General features: G+C 63.4%; 15 protein-coding genes. 2 read left to right on the plus strand and 13 right to left on the minus strand.

The window, feature by feature from the left end; all coding sequences use genetic code 11:
* Window positions 1-69: 69 nt before the first annotated feature.
* Both ACX0MV_RS17375 and ACX0MV_RS17380 read right to left on the minus strand, forming a co-directional pair.
* Window positions 70-1,944, minus strand: a complete 1,875-nt coding sequence (locus ACX0MV_RS17375; RefSeq protein ID WP_458983774.1) for an SLC13 family permease — start codon at window positions 1,942-1,944, stop codon at window positions 70-72.
* A 178-nt stretch (window positions 1,945-2,122) separates the two neighbouring features.
* The gene (locus ACX0MV_RS17380; RefSeq protein ID WP_458983775.1) at window positions 2,123-3,307 is read right to left on the minus strand and encodes a BaiN/RdsA family NAD(P)/FAD-dependent oxidoreductase; all 1,185 of its coding nucleotides are present in this window, start codon (window positions 3,305-3,307) and stop codon (window positions 2,123-2,125) included.
* 244 nt (window positions 3,308-3,551) lie between these two features.
* Here ACX0MV_RS17380 and ACX0MV_RS17385 point away from each other — a divergent pair, with 244 nt between their 5' ends.
* Both ACX0MV_RS17385 and ACX0MV_RS17390 read left to right on the plus strand, forming a co-directional pair.
* Window positions 3,552-3,701: a DUF3096 domain-containing protein gene (locus ACX0MV_RS17385; RefSeq protein WP_458983776.1), complete on the plus strand. Its 150-nt coding sequence runs from the start codon at window positions 3,552-3,554 to the stop codon at window positions 3,699-3,701.
* Between the two features lie 180 nt (window positions 3,702-3,881).
* Window positions 3,882-4,613: a substrate-binding periplasmic protein gene (locus ACX0MV_RS17390; protein ID WP_458983777.1), complete on the plus strand. Its 732-nt coding sequence runs from the start codon at window positions 3,882-3,884 to the stop codon at window positions 4,611-4,613.
* A 75-nt stretch (window positions 4,614-4,688) separates the two neighbouring features.
* On the opposite strand, the gene dbpA is transcribed toward ACX0MV_RS17390, so the two are convergent.
* The 11 genes from dbpA to ACX0MV_RS17445 all read right to left on the minus strand — a co-directional run bounded on the left by dbpA (window position 4,689) and on the right by ACX0MV_RS17445 (window position 17,459).
* Window positions 4,689-6,068 carry an ATP-dependent RNA helicase DbpA gene (gene dbpA / locus ACX0MV_RS17395; protein WP_458983778.1) on the minus strand — a complete coding sequence of 460 codons (1,380 nt, stop codon included), beginning with the start codon at window positions 6,066-6,068 and terminating at the stop codon, window positions 4,689-4,691.
* Window positions 6,069-6,422: 354 nt separating this feature from the next.
* Window positions 6,423-7,157, minus strand: a complete 735-nt coding sequence (locus ACX0MV_RS17400; protein ID WP_458983779.1) for a hypothetical protein — start codon at window positions 7,155-7,157, stop codon at window positions 6,423-6,425.
* Between the two features lie 226 nt (window positions 7,158-7,383).
* Window positions 7,384-9,066, minus strand: coding sequence for a choline dehydrogenase (gene betA / locus ACX0MV_RS17405; RefSeq protein WP_458983780.1), 1,683 nt, complete (start codon window positions 9,064-9,066; stop codon window positions 7,384-7,386).
* 174 nt (window positions 9,067-9,240) lie between these two features.
* On the minus strand, window positions 9,241-10,713 hold the full coding sequence (gene betB / locus ACX0MV_RS17410) for a betaine-aldehyde dehydrogenase (RefSeq protein WP_458983781.1): 1,473 nt from the start codon (window positions 10,711-10,713) through the stop codon (window positions 9,241-9,243).
* 346 nt (window positions 10,714-11,059) lie between these two features.
* Window positions 11,060-11,653: a transcriptional regulator BetI gene (betI, locus tag ACX0MV_RS17415; RefSeq protein WP_458983782.1), complete on the minus strand. Its 594-nt coding sequence runs from the start codon at window positions 11,651-11,653 to the stop codon at window positions 11,060-11,062.
* Between the two features lie 96 nt (window positions 11,654-11,749).
* Entirely contained in the window at window positions 11,750-12,151 is a 402-nt protein-coding gene (locus tag ACX0MV_RS17420) for a hypothetical protein (RefSeq protein ID WP_458983900.1), read from the minus strand.
* Between the two features lie 64 nt (window positions 12,152-12,215).
* Entirely contained in the window at window positions 12,216-13,097 is an 882-nt protein-coding gene (locus ACX0MV_RS17425) for an endonuclease/exonuclease/phosphatase family protein (protein WP_458983783.1), read from the minus strand.
* Between the two features lie 231 nt (window positions 13,098-13,328).
* Window positions 13,329-14,189 (minus strand): glycine betaine ABC transporter substrate-binding protein, encoded by an 861-nt coding sequence (locus ACX0MV_RS17430; protein WP_458983784.1) that lies wholly within the window; start codon window positions 14,187-14,189, stop codon window positions 13,329-13,331.
* A 212-nt stretch (window positions 14,190-14,401) separates the two neighbouring features.
* A complete protein-coding gene (locus ACX0MV_RS17435) occupies window positions 14,402-15,346 on the minus strand; it encodes a choline ABC transporter substrate-binding protein (RefSeq protein ID WP_458983785.1) in 945 nt (314 codons plus the stop codon).
* 33 nt (window positions 15,347-15,379) lie between these two features.
* Window positions 15,380-16,261, minus strand: a complete 882-nt coding sequence (locus ACX0MV_RS17440; RefSeq protein ID WP_458983786.1) for an ABC transporter permease — start codon at window positions 16,259-16,261, stop codon at window positions 15,380-15,382.
* Entirely contained in the window at window positions 16,254-17,459 is a 1,206-nt protein-coding gene (locus ACX0MV_RS17445; RefSeq protein ID WP_458983787.1) for a quaternary amine ABC transporter ATP-binding protein, read from the minus strand. Before ACX0MV_RS17445 ends, ACX0MV_RS17440 begins: the two co-directional genes overlap by 8 nt.
* Between the last annotated feature and the right edge of the window lie 36 nt (window positions 17,460-17,495).

The following is a 17,495-nucleotide window of genomic DNA, read 5'->3' on the forward strand; positions in this document are numbered from 1 at the left end:
GAAATTTTTCCAGGGCCGCTACATCCTCAGTCGTTTCAGCTGGGGCCGGCTTGCTGTGTGTGCGGGTACTTACAGCGGCCAGACCAACATCAGCATGGGCACGCTGATCAGCGTGACGATGATTTCCAGGGGCACCCCCAGTTGCCAGTAGTCGCCGAAGCGGAACCCGCCAGGGCCGAGAATCAGCGTGTTGTTCTGGTGGCCGATCGGGGTGAGGAACGAGCAGGATGCGCCGATCGCCACCGCCATCAGCAGCGCATCCGGGTTGATGCCCAGCTGGCTGGCGCCGCTCAACGCGATCGGGCACATCACCGCCACGGTTGCGGCGTTGTTCATCACATCGGAAAGGAACATGGTCACCACCAGCAGCACGGTCAGCACCAGCACCGGGTTGCCCTGGGCGATGGTTTCCATCAGCAGCTGGGCAATCAGGTCGGCGGCGCCGGTGGTAGACAAGGCGCCGGCGACCGGCATCAGGGCGCCGAGCAGGACGATAACCGGCCAGTCGATGGAGTCGTAGATCGAGCGCAGTGGCACCACGCGCAGCACCATGAACACCAGCAGGCCAAGGGAAAACGCCACCGCCGCGGAAAACAGGCCGAACGCCGCCGCGGCGACTGCCAGCACCATCACGCTCAGGGCGATGGTGGCGTGACGCGGGTTAGGAATGCTGATCGCCCGGTCGGCCAGCGGCACGCAGGTGTAGTCGGCGGCGAACTCGGCAATATCGCCCGGCGCGCCGCGCAGCAGCAGCACGTCGCCGGGCTGGATCAGGGTCGAGCGCAGGCGTTTGATCGAGCGGTGGCCCTTGCGCGAAATCGCCAGCAGGTTGATCCCGTAGCGGCTGCGCAGCCGGGTGTCGCTCGCCGTGCTGCCGATCAGTTCCGAGTTGGGCAGCGCCAGCAGTTCCTGCAGCACGCTGGACTCGCCGTCCGCGTCGTCCTTCTTGGGTTTGCTGAGTGCCTGATCGACGTCGGTTTCGCTGCTCGTAGCAGCCCCGTTGTCCTGGGTATGGCTGTCCGTCTGCAGGTCGGTTTCCAGTTCGGCGGGCGGCGGCACGTCAGCGGCCAGGCTCAGCCCCAGGTCGTTGAGCACGTTGCCGAGCGCTTCCGGGTCGGCCTCGATCACCAGCACATCGTCGACCTGCAGCACCCGCCGCGGGTTGGGCGCCGACACGCGAAACTTGTTGCGCACCATGCCGACGACCTGGGCGTCGGCCTCCTCGAGCAGTTGTTCGACCTCGCGCAGGGTCTTGCCGGCAGCTTTGGCGCCCTCCTTGATCCGCGCCTCGGTGAGGTAGGTGCCGGTATCGAAGCTGGCGGCGTTCGCCACTTCGCGCCGGGGCACCAACCGCCAGCCGACCAGGCCGATAAACAGCACGCCCGCCAGCGCCACCGGGACGCCGACCAGGCTGAAGTCGAACATGGCAAACGGGCCGGCGCCGCTTTGCGCACGGAAGCTGGAGACGATCAGGTTGGGCGGTGTGCCGATCAGCGTGGTGATGCCGCCGAGCACGGTGCCGAATGCCAGCGGCATCAGCACGCGACCTGGCGGCAAGCCCTGCTTGCTGGCGATCTGCAGGGCAATCGGCATCAACAAGGCCAGCGCCCCGACGTTGTTCATGAATGCCGACAGGGTGGCGCCGAAACCGGTTAGCGCGGCGATTGCCAGGGTCGGTCCGGCATTGGCCGGCAAAACCCGCCGGGCGATGACATTCACCGCGCCGGTGATCTGCAGGCCATAACTCAATACCAGAACGCAGGCGACGGTGATCACGGCCGGGTGACCGAAGCCGGCGAACGCCTCTTCGTCCGGCACCAGCCCGACGATTACGCAGGCCAGCAGGGCGCCAAGGGCGACGATGTCGTGCCGCCAGCGGCCCCAGATGAACATTGCAACGGTTATCACCAATATGGCGAAAATCAAACCTTGGTCTTGGGTCATGTCGGCAGACAATCCTTGTGCGAAAAGGGCGAGCCAGCGTTAGAGCGCGGCGCGCGATAAAATTCGATAGATCTTTTCCACAGGCGCCAGGCGAGGTTCACAGCGCCCGTATCGCGCCGCTGCCCAAGTCGCTCCTCAAGCCCAAGTCCGGCCAGTTTGGTTGCATGAGCGTGGCCGCTCAGACGTACTGCGCCGCCGCGTACCCCGAGGCCCAGGCCCACTGGAAATTGAAGCCACCGAGGTGGCCGGTGACGTCTAGCACCTCGCCAACGAAATACAGCCCCGGGCTTTTCAGCGACTCCATGGTTTTCGATGACACCTCCCGGGTATCCACGCCGCCCAGGGTCACTTCGGCGGTGCGGTAACCTTCGGTACCGGCCGGCACCAGCTGCCAGTCGGCGAGCTTGTCGGCGATTGCCTTGAGTTCGCCAGGGGTGTACTGCTTCATCGGTTTCGAGGCGAACCAGGTTTCCGCCAGCAGCCCGGCCATCTTCTTGGTAAACAGTTCGCCGAGCAGGGTTTTCAGCTCGCTGTTCGGCCGTTCCTGCTGTTGCGTCGTCAGCCATTCGGGCAGGTCGATATGCGGCAGCAAGTTGATGCTGATGGCATCGCCCGGCTGCCAGTACGAGGAAATCTGCAGAATCGCCGGCCCGCTCAGGCCGCGGTGGGTAAACAGGATGTTTTCACGAAAGCTCTGCCCGTTGCAGCTCACCAGGCAGTCTTCCACCGAGGTGCCGGACAGTTCGCTGCACAGGCTTTTCAGTTGCGGGTCGGTAAGGGTGAACGGCACCAGGCCGGCGCGGGTGGGCAACAGCGTGTGGCCGAACTGTTTTGCCACCTGATAGCCGAAGCCGGTGGCGCCAAGCGTCGGAATGGAAAGACCACCAGTGGCGATCACCAGGGACTGGCAACTCACCGGGCCGATACCGGTGTGCAGCAGATAGCCCGTATCGTCGCGGTCGATCTGCTCGACCGATGTGTCGAGGCGCAGGTCGACGCCGGCCTCTTCGCATTCGGCCAGGAGCAGCCCGAGGATGTCGCTGGCCTTGTTGTCGCAGAACAGCTGGCCGAGCTTTTTCTCGTGGTAGGGCACGCCGTGCTTGGCCACCAGGCCGGTGAAATCCCACTGGGTATAGCGGGCCAGGGCGGATTTGCAGAAGTGCGGGTTTTCCGAAAGAAAGTTGCCCGGCTCGCAGTACATGTTGGTGAAATTGCAGCGCCCACCACCCGACATCAGGATCTTTTTCCCCGCCTTGTTGGCGTGGTCGAGCAGCAGCACCTGGCGACCACGCGCCGCGGCGGTCATGGCACACATCAAACCGGCCGCGCCGGCGCCGATAATCACAACCTGGGTAGCGAGCACGCGAACTTCCTCACGACGACCGCGCCGACATGCAGCGCAAAACAGCGCGCATCTTACCCGCATCCCGCGCGGCCGACAGCGTACCCGGCCCAAGCAAAGCCGCCTGGTCAGGCGCGTGAGAGGAGCAACTGAAAGGCCAGCCGGATTTTTTAAGGCGCCAGTGGTCTATGGAAAGGTGCCCCCTCAGCTAGAGTGCACGCTGCGGTAACGCTTCAATCCATAGACATCTATAAGGAATATAACGATGACGCTCGCACTGACCCCGCTGATTTCGCTGATTGCCGGCATTTTGATTCTGATAGTGCCGCGCTTGCTGAATTACATTGTGGCCATCTACCTGATCATCATCGGTCTGGTTGGGATTTTTGGCGGCCACCTCAACCTGCAGCTCTAGCCTCACGCGTGGCGGTGCGCTGACGCTGTAATGGTGTTCGGCGCACCGTTTGTTCCAGTCAACCGAACTCAGCTTCACCGGCCTGATAGCCCTTCGTTTCAGCCTAGGCCACTCGCTTTCGGCGCTGCTGCTCTCAGCGTCTATGATTAGAAGCTCGTTGCCTCATACGGTTAGCCCTCTATGACTGGACTGCGAATCTGGTTGTTGTTATTGGCGTTGTTGCCGCTTGCAAGTCCCGCCGAGACCCTGCGTCTGGTCGCCAACCCGTGGCCGCCCTTCAATGATCAGAACCTGCTGAACAACGGCGTTGCCTCCGACCTTGTAGATACCGCGCTGACCCGCGCGGGCTACCGCACGCGCTATGCCGAAGTGCCCTGGGAGCGCGCAGTGCGCGGCCTGCAACGCGCCGATTACGATGTGCTGATCAACGCCTGGTACGCGGAAGACCGCACCGGCTTCGGCTATTTCTCCGAGCCTTACCTGATCAACCGTATCCGCTTCTTGCAGCGTCGCGGCATGGGCATCCAGTTCGACAGCCTGACGGACCTCTACCCCCATGCCATTGCGGTGATACGCGGCTATGCCTATTCGGATGCCTTCAGCGCCGACAGCCAGTTGCAGAAAGTCGGCGTCGGCAGTTTCGAAAGTGCCGCGCGCATGGTGCATGCCCGCCGTGTGCAGCTGACCCTGGAAGACGAACTGGTGGCGCGCTATCACCTGAACCGCGAGCTGAGCAGCATCCGCGACGAGCTGGAGTTCCTGCCGCAACCCTTGAGTGAAAACGGCCTGCGCATTCTGATCAGCCGTCAGCACCCGAAGCACAGGGAGATTGCCGAAGCGTTCAACGAAGCGATTGCGGCCATGCAAGCCGATGGCAGCTACGCCGAGATCGTTCAGCGCCACGGCATGTAGCGCCTTGGCAGAGCGTGCGGTGTGCCTGATCGCGGTGAGGCGGCGGCCTGTTAGCCGCTCGTTGCGGTTGCGCCGTTACAGCGTCCGCACGCGCAGCGAGCGGCCTTTGATCTTGCCTTCGGTCAGGCGCTTCAGGGCGATTTTCGCCATGCTGCGTTCCACCGCGACAAACGCCTGGAAGTCAAAGATGGCGATCTTGCCAACCTGGGCACCGGGAATGCCGGCGTCGCCGGTCAGCGCGCCAAGGATGTCGCCGGGTCGCAGTTTGTCCTTGCGCCCGGCACCGATGCACAGAGTGATCATCGGTGGTTGCAGCGGCTCGCCGGCCTTGGCCTTGAGGCTGTTCAGCGGGTGCCAGTTCAGCGGGCTCTTTTGCAGGGCTTCGATGGCCTGGGCGCGATGGCCTTCGGCCGGGGCGACCAGGCTCATGGCCATGCCTTTTTCGCCAGCGCGACCGGTGCGGCCAACGCGGTGGATATGAATTTCCGAATCACGCGCCAGCTCGACGTTGATCACCATGTCCAGGGCGTCGATATCCAGGCCGCGGGCGGCGACATCGGTGGCGACCAGGACCGACAGGCTGCGGTTGGCGAACATCGCCAGCACCTGATCGCGGTCGCGCTGTTCCAGGTCGCCATTCAGCGCTGCGGCGGAAATGCCGTTGGCGGTGAGGTGATCAACCAGTTCCTGGCACTGCTGTTTGGTGAAACAGAAGGCCACGCAGGATTGCGGGCGGAAGCTGGCGAGCAGCTTGACCACGGCGTCCATGCGCTCTTCCGGGGCGATCTCGTAGAAGCGCTGCTCGATCTGGGTGTCGTCGTGCAGCGCCTCGGCCTTGACCTGCTGCGGGTTGCGCATAAAGGCGGCGGACAGCTGCTTGATCCCGGCCGGGTAGGTGGCGGAGAACAGCAGGGTCTGCCGCTTGCTCGGGGTCTGGCCGATGATCTCGGCAATGCTGTCGTAGAAGCCCATGTCGAGCATGCGGTCGGCTTCGTCGAGCACCAGGGTGTTGAGGCCGTCGAGCTTCAGCGTGCCCTTGGCCAGGTGCTGCTGGATGCGCCCCGGCGTGCCGACAATGATCTGCGCACCATGCTCCAGGGAGCCGATCTGCGGGCCGAAGGGCACGCCGCCGCACAGGGTCAGCACCTTGATATTGTCGGCGCCGCGGGCCAGGCGGCGAATTTCCTTGGCGACCTGGTCGGCCAGCTCGCGGGTCGGGCACAGCACCAGGGCCTGGCAGCCGAAATAACGCGGATTGAGCGGATTGAGCAGGCCAACACCGAAGGCCGCGGTCTTGCCGCTGCCGGTCTTGGCCTGGGCGATCAGGTCCATGCCCTTGAGAATCACCGGCAGGCTCTGCGCCTGGATCGGCGTCATCTCGGTGTAACCGAGGGACTCCAGATTGGCCAGCATGGCGGCGGAAAGCGGCAGCGAAGAGAAAGCGGTGTGAGTCACGGTACAGGCCTGATAAGCGAAATGGCGCGCAGTGTAGCAGGCGCGCAGCCTGCACAGGCGTCAACGCGACCGGCGCTCGTAGGCTGGCGTTGAGTGCAGAACCGTAGAGCTATTCGTAAGGCCGTGACTTCGTAGGGTGGATCGGGGCGCGTAGCTGACGCTTCACCCATCCACCCACTGCGATGGTGGATGAAAAAAGCGTCATCCACCCACTGCGATGGTGGATGAAAAAAGCGTCATCCACCCTACACACTCCGTGCCTATGTAGGGTGGACATGGCGAAGCCTTGTCCACCGCGGATGACCGCTGATGGCGGACAAGCCTTCGGCATGTCCGCCCTACGGATCTACACGATCAACCGCCGAGGCTCTGGGGTCGGCTTTTCCATAACAGGTAACCGCCCCAGGCCAGACTCAGCAGCATCAGGACGCGGCCGAGGTTAAGGCAGAGCAGCGCCAGACCCTGGTCGTACTGCAACAGGCCGGTTTCGTTCAGCAGGTAGTGCCAGTCGTGGAAGCCGTAGGGCGCGGAATGGCCGAAGTTGCCGCCAATCAGCGGCAGTTGCCCGGCGCGGGCGTCGGCCATATAGGGGGCGATATCGAGGAAGTTCTGCCCGAACCACCAGCAGCACAGGCTGGCACCAAAGGTGTCGCGCTGGCGCAGCAGCGCGAGCATGGCGGTCAGTGGCATCAGCAGCTGGCCGAGGGTACCGCCGAGGGAACCGATAAACTGGCCGAGGAGACCGAAGAGCACATGACCGGCCTCGTGGAAGGGCAGGTTGACGTTATGCAGAAAGCCCGGCGAGTCGCCGAGGCTGGTGATGTCGCGCAGGATAAAGCTCAGGCCCCAGAGCACGAACAGCACCCAGAGCAGCGCGCGGCCGTACCAGAACGCGCCGGTCTCGGGCGGGGTCAGCAGGCGCTGGCGCAGCCTGGACGCACGCGAGGGCACCGCTTGGGTCTCGGCGATGGCCTCGGCAAACGCCGCCTGGCGCTCGATGTACTGCGCGTACTTGCTGAAGACGATGCCGCAGTGCGGGCAGTCGAGCCGCTGGCGGTCACAGGGTTGCTGACATTTGGGACAGTGCAACGCTTGGTTCCTTCTGCGATGGCCAGCGGCTGGCCATCAGTCTAGAAGTTGCCGCGGCGGGTGTCTGCGACGCTGTCGTCTGCTAGCGCGCTGTTTCGCACTAATCATTGATCAAACACTGCGCGGCTGGCCTGTGTAGGGTGCGTCGTGCGCACCACTGACAACCGGTGCGCGCGGCGCACCCTACGAACTCGGGTCGTCGAAACAATAATCTTCAGCCAGCACACTAGCGCTGCGGCGTACCCCGTATCGGTGCGCCATTGGCCTTGTAGTAAGGCGCGGTACTGCGCGGCAGCGGCGTGCGGCCACGGATTTTGTCGGCGATCTTTTCCGCCATCATGATGGTCGGCGCGTTCAGGTTGCCGGTAGTGATCAGCGGCATGATCGAGGCATCGACCACGCGCAAACCCTGCACGCCATGCACCCGGCCCTGGCCGTCAACCACTGCCATGTCATCCTCGCCCATCTTGCAGGAGCAGGAAGGGTGATACGCGGTTTCGCCGTGTTCACGGATAAAGGCATCCAGCTCGGCGTCGCTTTGCAGCTCGGCGCCGGGGCTGATTTCGCGGCCGCGGAAGGGCTCAAGCGCGGACTGCGCCATGATCTCGCGGGTGATGCGGATGCCATCGCGGAACTCGCGCCAGTCCTGATCGTGGGCCATGTAATTGAACAGAATGCTCGGGTGCTGGCGCGGGTCTTTCGAGGTGACCTGCACGCGCCCGCGGCTGGGCGAGCGCATGGAGCCGACGTGGGCCTGGAAACCGTGCTCGTTGACCGCGTTGCTGCCGTTGTAATTGATCGCCACCGGCAGGAAGTGGTACTGGATATTCGGCCATTCGAACTCGGCACTGGAACGGATAAAACCGCCGGCCTCGAACTGGTTGCTGGCGCCGATGCCCTGGCCGCGGAACAGCCAGTTGGCGCCGATCTGCGGCTGGTTCCACCATTTCAGTGCCGGGTACAGCGACACCGGCTGCTTGCAGGCGTATTGGATGTACACCTCCAGATGGTCCTGCAGGTTCTGGCCGACGCCGGGCAGGTCGTGCACCACGGCAATATCCAGATCATGCAACAGCGCCGCCGGGCCGACCCCGGAGCGCTGGAGAATCTGCGGCGAGGCGATGGCCCCGGAGCACAGCAAGACTTCGCGGCGCGCATTGACGATCACCGGGGTGTCATTGTCGCCCGCTAGATAGCTGACGCCGATGGCGCGTTTGCCGCTGAACAGGATGCGGTCGGTCAGGGCGTGGGTGACGATGCTCAGGTTCGGCCGGCCCTTGGCTTGGTCGAGATAGCCGCGCGCCGTGCTGGAACGCCGCCCTTGTGGGGTGACGGTGCGGTCCATGGGGCCGAAGCCTTCCTGCTGGTAGCCGTTCAGGTCATCGGTGCGCGGGTAACCGGCTTGCACGCCGGCTTCGACCATGGCGTGGAACAGCGGGTTATTGCCATTTTTCGGGGTGGTTACCGACACAGGGCCATCGCCGCCGTGGTAGGCATTGGCGCCGATATCGCGGGTTTCGGCCTTGCGGAAGTACGGCAGGCAATCCAGATAGCTCCAGTCTTCCAGGCCCTTTTCCTCGGCCCAACCGTCGTAATCCATAGCGTTGCCACGGATGTAGCACATGCCGTTGATCAGGGACGAGCCGCCCAGACCCTTGCCGCGCCCGCATTCCATGCGGCGGTTGTTCATATGCGGCTCGGGCTCGGTCAGGTAGGCCCAGTTGTAGCGCCGGCCTTGCAGCGGGAAGGCCAGTGCAGCGGGCATCTGAGTGCGGAAGTCCAGGCGATAGTCCGGGCCGCCGGCTTCGAGCAGCAGCACGCTGACGTCAGCGTCTTCGGTCAGGCGGGTGGCCAGCACGTTACCCGCCGAGCCGGCGCCGATGATGATGTAGTCGAATTCCTGGGGCATAAAAGCTCCTGTAGCCCGGATGCACTCCGGGGAAAACGCGGTGACTGTTCCCGGATTACATCCGGGCTACGGGGTAGCTATACGTAGGGTGGATGACGCTGTTTTCATCCACCATTGCAGTTGGTGGATGGGTGAAGCGTCAGCTACGCGCCCCGATCCACCCTACGCGGGGTTTTAGAACACCGAGGCGAAGCCGCCCAGTTCGACCTGTATCGATTTGATCCGGGTGTAGTGCGCCAGAGTGGTCAGGCCGTTCTCGCGGCCGACGCCGGATTGCTTGTAGCCACCGACCGGCATCTGCGCCGGCGACTCGCCCCAGGAGTTGATCCAGCAGATGCCGGCTTCCAGCAGATGGATCACCCGGTGCGCGCGGGCCAGGTCGCGGGTGACCAGGCCGGCGGCCAGGCCGTAGTCGGTGTCGTTGGCGCGGCGGATCACTTCTTCTTCGGTGTCGTAGACCAGGATGCTCATCACCGGGCCGAAGATTTCCTCGCGGACGATGGTCATCTTGTCGGTGCAATCGGTGAACACGGTCGGCGCGACATAGGCGCCCTTGGCGTACTCGCCCTCGGTGACGCGGTTGCCGCCGATCAGCAGGCGCGCACCTTCGCTGCGGCCTTTGTCGATATAGCCGAGCACGCTGTCCAGATGGGCGGTGCTGACCAGCGGGCCAAAATTGGTGTCGTCATTCAGCGGGTCGCCGAGGCGGATGCGCTTGACCCGCTCCAGCACCTTGCTCTCGAAGCGCGCCTGCAACATGCGCGGTACGAACACCCGGGTGCCGTTGGTGCAGACCTGGCCGGAGCTGTAGAAGTTGGCCATCACCGCGATGTCGGCGGCGCGGTCGAGGTCGGCGTCTTCGAAGATGATCAGCGGCGATTTGCCGCCCAGCTCCATGGTCACTTCCTTGAGTGACGAACTGGAGGCGCTGGCCATCACCTTCTTGCCGGTGACGGTGCCGCCGGTAAAGGAAATCTTCTCGATGCCGGGGTGCTCGGTCAGCCATTGGCCGACTTCGCGACCGCTGCCGGTGAGCACGTTGAACACACCGTCCGGGACGCCGGCCTCGGTATAGATTTCGGCCAGTTTGAGCGTGGTCAGCGAGGTGACCTCGCTCGGCTTGAAGATCATCGCGTTGCCGGCGGCCAGGGCCGGGGCGGATTTCCACAGGGCGATCTGGATCGGATAGTTCCAGGCGCCGATGCCGGCGACCACACCCAGCGGCTCGCGGCGGGTGTAGACGAAGCTGGTGTCGCGCAACGGGATCTGCTCGCCTTCGATGGCCGGGATCAGGCCGGCGTAGTATTCCAGCACGTCGGCGCCGGTGACGATATCGACGTAGCGGGTCTCCGACAGCGGCTTGCCGGTGTCGAGGGTTTCCAGCTCGGCCAGCTCGTCGTTGCGCTCACGCAGGATGTCCACGGCCTTGCGCAGAATGCGCGAACGCTGCATCGCGGTCATCGCCGCCCAGACCTTCTGCCCGGCGGTGGCGCTGGCCACGGCACGCTCGACGTCGGCCTGGCTGGCGCGCTGCACCTGAGCGAGCACCTCGCCGGTGGCCGGGTTGATGGAATCGAAGGTGGCGCCGCTGCTGGCGTCTACATAGCGGCCATCGATATAGAGTTTCTGTTCGGGGAAACGAGGCATAGCGCGGTCCTCTGTTCGGTGGTCGGGTCAGCCAACCGGGGTTAGCGAAGGGACCGGCGAGCGGGCGGGAATGTTCGTCAGGCTAAAATATTTTGATTGAACGATCAATCAATAAAAACGACGAGACCGAGGTAAACACGACATGAGCGGCGCTGTATGGCCGTAGACAAGGCACCGCGTTTGTAGGGTGCGCTGCGCGCACCATGATTCCGGTGTAGGAAGGTGCGTACGGCGCACCCTACGAGGGCTTACTGGGTATTGAAGCTTCACTAGCCAAGGCACCACGTTTGTAGGGCGCGCTGTGCCCACCATGATTCCTCAGTGCAGCGACGTGCGCACGGCGCACCTACGAGGTTGCTTTGGCCAGCTGCACTTCAAGGTAGTCGTAAGCGATCTGCATGGCTTGCTGGGTATCGAAGGCTTCGCCCGACAGGGCGCCGCGCAGCCATAGGCCGTCGATCAGTGCCGCCAGCCCGCGGGCCGCAGTACGCGCCTGCTCCTGTGGTAATACGCGCTGAAACTGCCCACAGAGATTGGAATACAGGCGAAGGTCGTTGACCCGTTGCAGGCGGCGCAGCGACGGCTGGTGCATGCTGGTAGCCCAGAACGCCAACCAGGTTTTCATCGCCGGGCCATTGACCTGGCTGTCGTCGAAGTTGCCATCGATGATCGCGCGCAGGTGAGTGCGCGGGCTGTCATCGCCCAAGGCCGCGCGGCGTTGACGCACCGCATCGCTCAGAGCCTGCATCAGATGGCGCATGGTGGCCTCAAGCAGGCCGTTCTTGTCCTGGAAATAGTGACTGATGATGCCGTTGGATACCCCAGCCAGCTTGGCGATATAGGCAATGCTGGCATCGGCCATGCCCACCTGATCGACGGCCTCAAGGGTCGCGGCAATCAATTGCGAGCGGCGGATCGGTTGCATTCCAACCTTGGGCATCGGTGACTCCGTACAGACGGGCGGGGTGCGCAGTCTAGGACGGTTTTTATTGATCGATCAATCAATCATGCCGCGCGCTGCCCGTCGGGCTCTCGTTCAGAGCAGCGGTTCGTCGTCGCGGATCAGGATGTAAGAGCGGCCGCTGGCATCTTCGTCGTAATCGCAGACGAAGAACATCACCACCTCGCCTGCGCCCGGCATGGTTGCCACGTAGTCGCCGCTGTCGGTGACGAAGTGCTGGGCCGAGCCTGGCTTGGCCTCGCACTCGATGCGCGCCGTGAAGAACAGCTCGGGATCGCTGTCGGCAAAAAATGCCTCGCGCTCCGCGGCGTCCCAATCGGCGGGCGGCTGGAACGGGCCGGTCATCAGAATTTTCGCGTCGCCCAGGTCTTCTTCCTCGGCTTCGGGGTCGTGGGCGTCCGGCCGATAGACCGTGCAGTCCTGCGCGTCCGGGTGGTTGAGGATCGTCTGGCGGCTATCGGGGGCAGGCTGGGTCATGTGGGTATCCGGAATGGTGGAGTGGGTGCGTGAGGGTATCGCTGGCGTCAGCGGTAGGGCCATTCTAGCCCTCGTGCGGCGCCAGCAGCGCAAGACGCGTCAGGATCGGCAGGTGATCCGAGCCCACGTCTGGGCCCGTCTCGGCACTGAGCACAGCCCAGTGCTGCGTTACCAGGACGTGGTCGATTGGGATGCCCATAACTCCGCGCAGCATTGCCGGCCAGGTCGGGGCGAGGCCACTGGCGCGGCGCAAACCCTGGTCCGCCAGGCCAATGAAGGCGGACGACCAGGGCGTGGCGTTAAGGTCGCCCGCAACAATGCCTGGCAGGCTGCTCGCCGCAGCACGGGCGCCAAGCGCTCGCAGTTTGGCGTTGCGCACCTGATGGTCATGCGGCGAAAGCGGCGGCATAGGGTGCATCGCGACGATATCGAAGGATTGCCCGGACCATTGAATGCGCGCATCAAAGTGGGCGATACCCTGGGCATCGCGAATCACCCGCAGCTGTTGCAGCGGATGGCGGGAGAGCAGGGCGATGCCAAAGGCGCCGTCTTCGGCTATGCGTCGCTGAAAGGGGTAGTCGCGCAGTTCGCCCAGGCTTTTCGAGTACTCCGGTGAGACCTCCAGCAACACCACCACGTCCGGCTGCGTGTCGGCCAACCAGCGCTGCAGCGCCGCGCTGTCGCGGTTGTGCAGGTTGACGTTGGCGCTGGCGACGGAAAATACGGCGCTGCCCACAGGCATGTCTGGCGCTGGCGCCGACGCGGTAAGCCATGGCAGTGGCGCGGCCAGTAGCACCATCGCCCAGCGCCGGTCGTGCCAGGCCGCCAGGGTTGTGAACCCCACTAATCCGAGTAGAAACAGCCACTGCCAGTGACACGCCAGGTCGATCAGCCAGGCCAGCGTGCCGTTCGATTCGGCGAGCAGGTGTGACAGCAGTGGGGTCAACAGCCCCAGCGCAGAAAGTAGGGCGAATACGGGCGCGTATCCGGTGCGCCAGTGTTTTCGGCGGGGGCTGGCGGGTAATGCCGGGCGAGTGGGATGCATGGGGTTAGCCGGTGGTTGTGCGCGGCGACTCACTCGACAGCATACCGCTCGGCCATGCGCGCTTCGGGTTGCGGATTCGACATAAAAAAACGGGCCGAAGCCCGTTTCTTGTCTGCCGTGACTGCCGCTAGGTTATTCCAACCACTGGGCAACGCGCTCCGGGTTTTTCGCGATCCAGTCCTTGGCGGCCTGTTCCGGTTTGGCGCCTTCGCGGATGGCCAGCATGACCGCGCCGACTTCTTCACCGCGCCAGGAGATGTTCGTCAGGAAGGCAGAGGCGTCGGGCGCCTTGGCTTCCAGGCCCGGGTTGGCAACGGTGTCGACATGCTCGTCATCGCCGAAGACCTTTTTCGGGTCTTCCAGGAAGCGCAGGTTCCACTTGGCAAACATCCAGTGGGGAATCCACCCGGTGACGACAATCGCTTCCTTGTCCTTTTCGGCGCGCGTCAGGGCCGTGGCCATGGCCGGACCGGAACTCGGCATCAGCTTCATCTCGCTCAGCTGGTATTCCTTGATCGCTTCTTCGGTGCGGCGCATCACGCCGGCGCCAGCATCGATGCCGGTGATCTTGCCGTCGAAGTCCTTGCTGTAGGTGTTGAGGTCCTCGATGGTCTTGGCTTTGACGTAGTCCGGCACGATCAGGCCGATTTTCGCGCCGTCATAGTTGGTGCCAAGCACCACGACCTTGTCCTTGAGCTTCTCGAAATATTCGCCATGGGTGGCGGGCAGCCAGGCAGAGAGGGTGACGTCGAGGTCGCCGCGGGCGACGCCCTGCCACATGATCGCCGGCTCCACGGCTTGCAGTTTCACCGGATAGCCCAGCTTGGTCTGGAGAATTTCCGCAGCGACATGGCTGACGGCGACGCTGTCGTCCCAGCCGTTCACGTAGCCGATTTTCAGTTCCGGCTTGTCGGCCGCGAAAGCGCTGCTCATGCCGGCCGCCAGTGCTGCGATGCCAAGCCCTTGCAGGCAGAGTTTTTTCAGATTGCGCATGCTTTTTTTGCTCCATCAGTGAGTGGCAGTGGTGACGTGGTGCTGGCTCGTTCTGATTGCGGGCTTTGAGGCGGTGCCCAGCACGCTGCTGGCCAAACCGCAGAAAGCCGTTCCCACGCTGGCTGAAGCTTCAGTCAACCGGTTTGCAGCGGTGCAGCTGTGGGTACACCTGGCCCACCTGCACGTTGGCGGGTGGGCCGGATTGGTTGGTGTTACAGGCCGACGTGCTTCTTCACGGCAGCAATGCCGTCCTGGCCGTCATAAGTGGTGACGCCCGCCAGCCACTTGTCGAGGATCTCGGGGTTGGCCTTGATCCATTCCTTGGCGACGGTGGTCGGGTTCTGCTTATCCAGCACCTTTTCCATCAGCTGGCTTTCGATTTCCACGGTGAACTGCAGGTTGTTCAGCAGCTTGCCGACGTTGGCGCACCGCGCTTCGTAATCCGGCGGCACCACGGTGTAGACCTTGGCGGCGCCGAAGTCCGGGCCGAACACGTCATCGCCGCCTTCCAGGTAGGTGATGTCGAACTGGGTGTTCATCGGGTGCGGTGCCCAGCCGAGGAATACCGCCGGCTCCTTCTTCTTCACCGCGCGCTGCAGCTGAACCAGCATGCCGGCCTCGCTGGATTCGATCATCTTGAATTCGCCAAGGCCGTACTGGTTGTCCTTGATCATCTTGTCGATCAGCAGGTTGCCGTCGTTACCCGGCTCGATGCCGAAGATCTTGCCGTCGAGCTGGTCCTTGAACTTGGCGATGTCCTGAAAGCTCTTCAGGCCGGCTTCGGCGGCATAGGTCGGTACGGCCAGGGTGTACTTGGCGCCTTCGAGGTTGGGTGTTGGCAATACCTTGACCCCGCCGTCCTTGGTGAACGGCTCGATCACCGCGTCCATCGATGGCGCCCAGTAACCGAGAAAGACGTCGATCTGGCCACTTTTCACGCCGGTGAAAGCGATTGGCACCGAGGCCATGATCTTGCGCGTCTGGTAACCCAGGCCTTCGCTGAGGGTCATGGCTACGCCGGTGGTCGCGGCGATATCGGCCCAGCCGATCTCGGCGAAGCGCACCATCTTGCAGCTCTCGGGCTCCTGCGCCCAGGCGTTCTGTAGCAATGCAGCGGACAACAGGCCGACACCTGCGAGTGTTTTTATCGAGTTCATCTGCAACTCCCTGTGTAGTGCAATGGCTAAGACTTACTGACGCTGAAGCTTGCCGCTGAACCAGCCGAACACACTGCTGCGCTTGGCGGTTTGCGGTGTGCCGAAGCTTTCGGTGATGCGGTCGAGGATGATCGCCAGGAGCACCACGGCCATGCCGCTTTCGAAGCCTAGGCCGATATCCAGGCGCTGGATGCTCGCCAGCACGTCGTTGCCCAGGCCGCCCGCGCCCACCATCGAGGCGATGATCACCATCGACAGGGCCATCATGATGGTCTGGTTGACCCCGGCCATGATCGACGGCATGGCATTCGGCAGCTGCACCTTGAACAGCAGCTGGCGACCGGTGCAGCCGAACGACTGGCCGGCTTCGATGATTTCCTTGTTGACCTGGCGAATGCCCAGGTTGGTCAGGCGCACTGCCGGTGGCATGGCGAAGATCACCGTGGCGATGATGCCCGGTACGCGGCCGAGGCCGAACAGCATCGCGGCGGGAATCAGGTAGACGAACGCCGGCATGGTCTGCATGAAGTCGAGAATCGGCCGGATGATGGTCGCGACCCGCTCGCTGCGCGCGGCCCAGATACCTAGCGGGATGCCGAGCAGCAGGCTGATCAGGGTTGCCGAGAAGGTCAGGCCGAGCGTCACCACCGTCTGTTCCCAGAAACCGGTGAGCACGATCAGGACGAAGGCAACGGCGGTGAAGATTGCGAACTTGTAGCTGATGCGCCACAGCCCGAGGCCGACGAAGATGGCGATCAGCAGCCAGGCCGGCGGCAGCATCAGCAGCCACTCGATGCCTTCGGAAAAGCCGTTGACCACCGCGCCGATGCTGTCAAAACCGTCGCTGTAGTTGTCCAGCAGGTGCTGCACCACGTCGTTGACCCAACTGCCCAGGTCGAGCTGTTTCTCACTCATGGGATTCTCCTTGCAGGCGGGTCAGCAGACGCCCTTTGCTGATGGCGCCGCAGTAGTGGCCTTGCCCGTCGACCACCGGGATCGGCCCTTCGTTGTCCACCAGGCGTTCGATCACCTGATCCAGCGGCATATCTTCGGCTACCGGGTCGATGTGCTTGAGGACCCGATCATCCAGCCCGCAGGTTTCCCCACCCTCGACCAGCAGGGCGATTCGCTCGAGGCTGATCGAGCCCTGGAAGTTGTTCTGCTCGTCGACGACAAATGCGTAGTGCTTGTCCAGTGCCTGCAGCTCCTGGCACACCTGCTGCGCATCCGGCGCTTTGCCGTTGTGCACGTACAGCGGCACGCTGTCGGCCATCAGCTGGCCTGCGGTGAGGTAGCGGTTGGTGTCGACGGTGTTGAAGAAGTTGTGCACATAGTCGTTGGCCGGGTTGTCGATCAGCTCCTGCGGGGTGCCGACCTGGACCAGCTTGCCGCCTTCCATGATGCCGATGCGGGTGCCGATGCGCATGGCTTCTTCGATGTCGTGGGAAACGAAGATGATGGTGCGGCGATCGGTTTTCTGCAGCTCCAGCAACACATCCTGCATTTCGCGGCGCTTGAGCGGATCGAGGGCGGAAAACGCCTCGTCCATGATGATCATCGAGGGGTCGACCGCCAGGGCGCGGGCCAGGCCGACGCGCTGCTGCATGCCGCCGGACAGCTCATGCGGCAGCTTGTGCGCAAAGGTGTCCAGGCCGACCTGTTCGAGCACGGCCATGGCACGCTGCTCGCGTTCCTTGCGGCCTTTGCCGGCGACTTCGAGGCCAAACGCGGCGTTGTCCAGCACGGTGCGCGAGGGCATCAGGGCGAACGATTGGAAGACCATGCTCATGTCGCGGCGGCGCAGGTCGATGAGTTCCGCCTTGGGCATCTTGGCGACGTTCTGGCCGTCGATGTAGACGTTGCCGGCGCTGGGCTCAACCAGACGGTTGATCAGCCGGATCAGGGTAGATTTGCCCGAGCCGGACAGGCCCATGAGCACGAATATCTCGCCTTCCTCGACGCTGAACGACACGTCGCTGACGCCGATGACGGCGCCCTTCTCGGCAAGGATGCGGTCCTTGCTCCAACCCTGTTTGAGCAGGTCGATGGCTTCTTGTGGCTGTGGCCCGAACACCTTGTAGAGGTTCTCGACCACGATTTTTCCAGACTGCATGGGACGGTTCCCCTTCAGTAGACATCCAGATCAGTG

It is taken from the genome of Pseudomonas cistanchae (assembly GCF_054483635.1).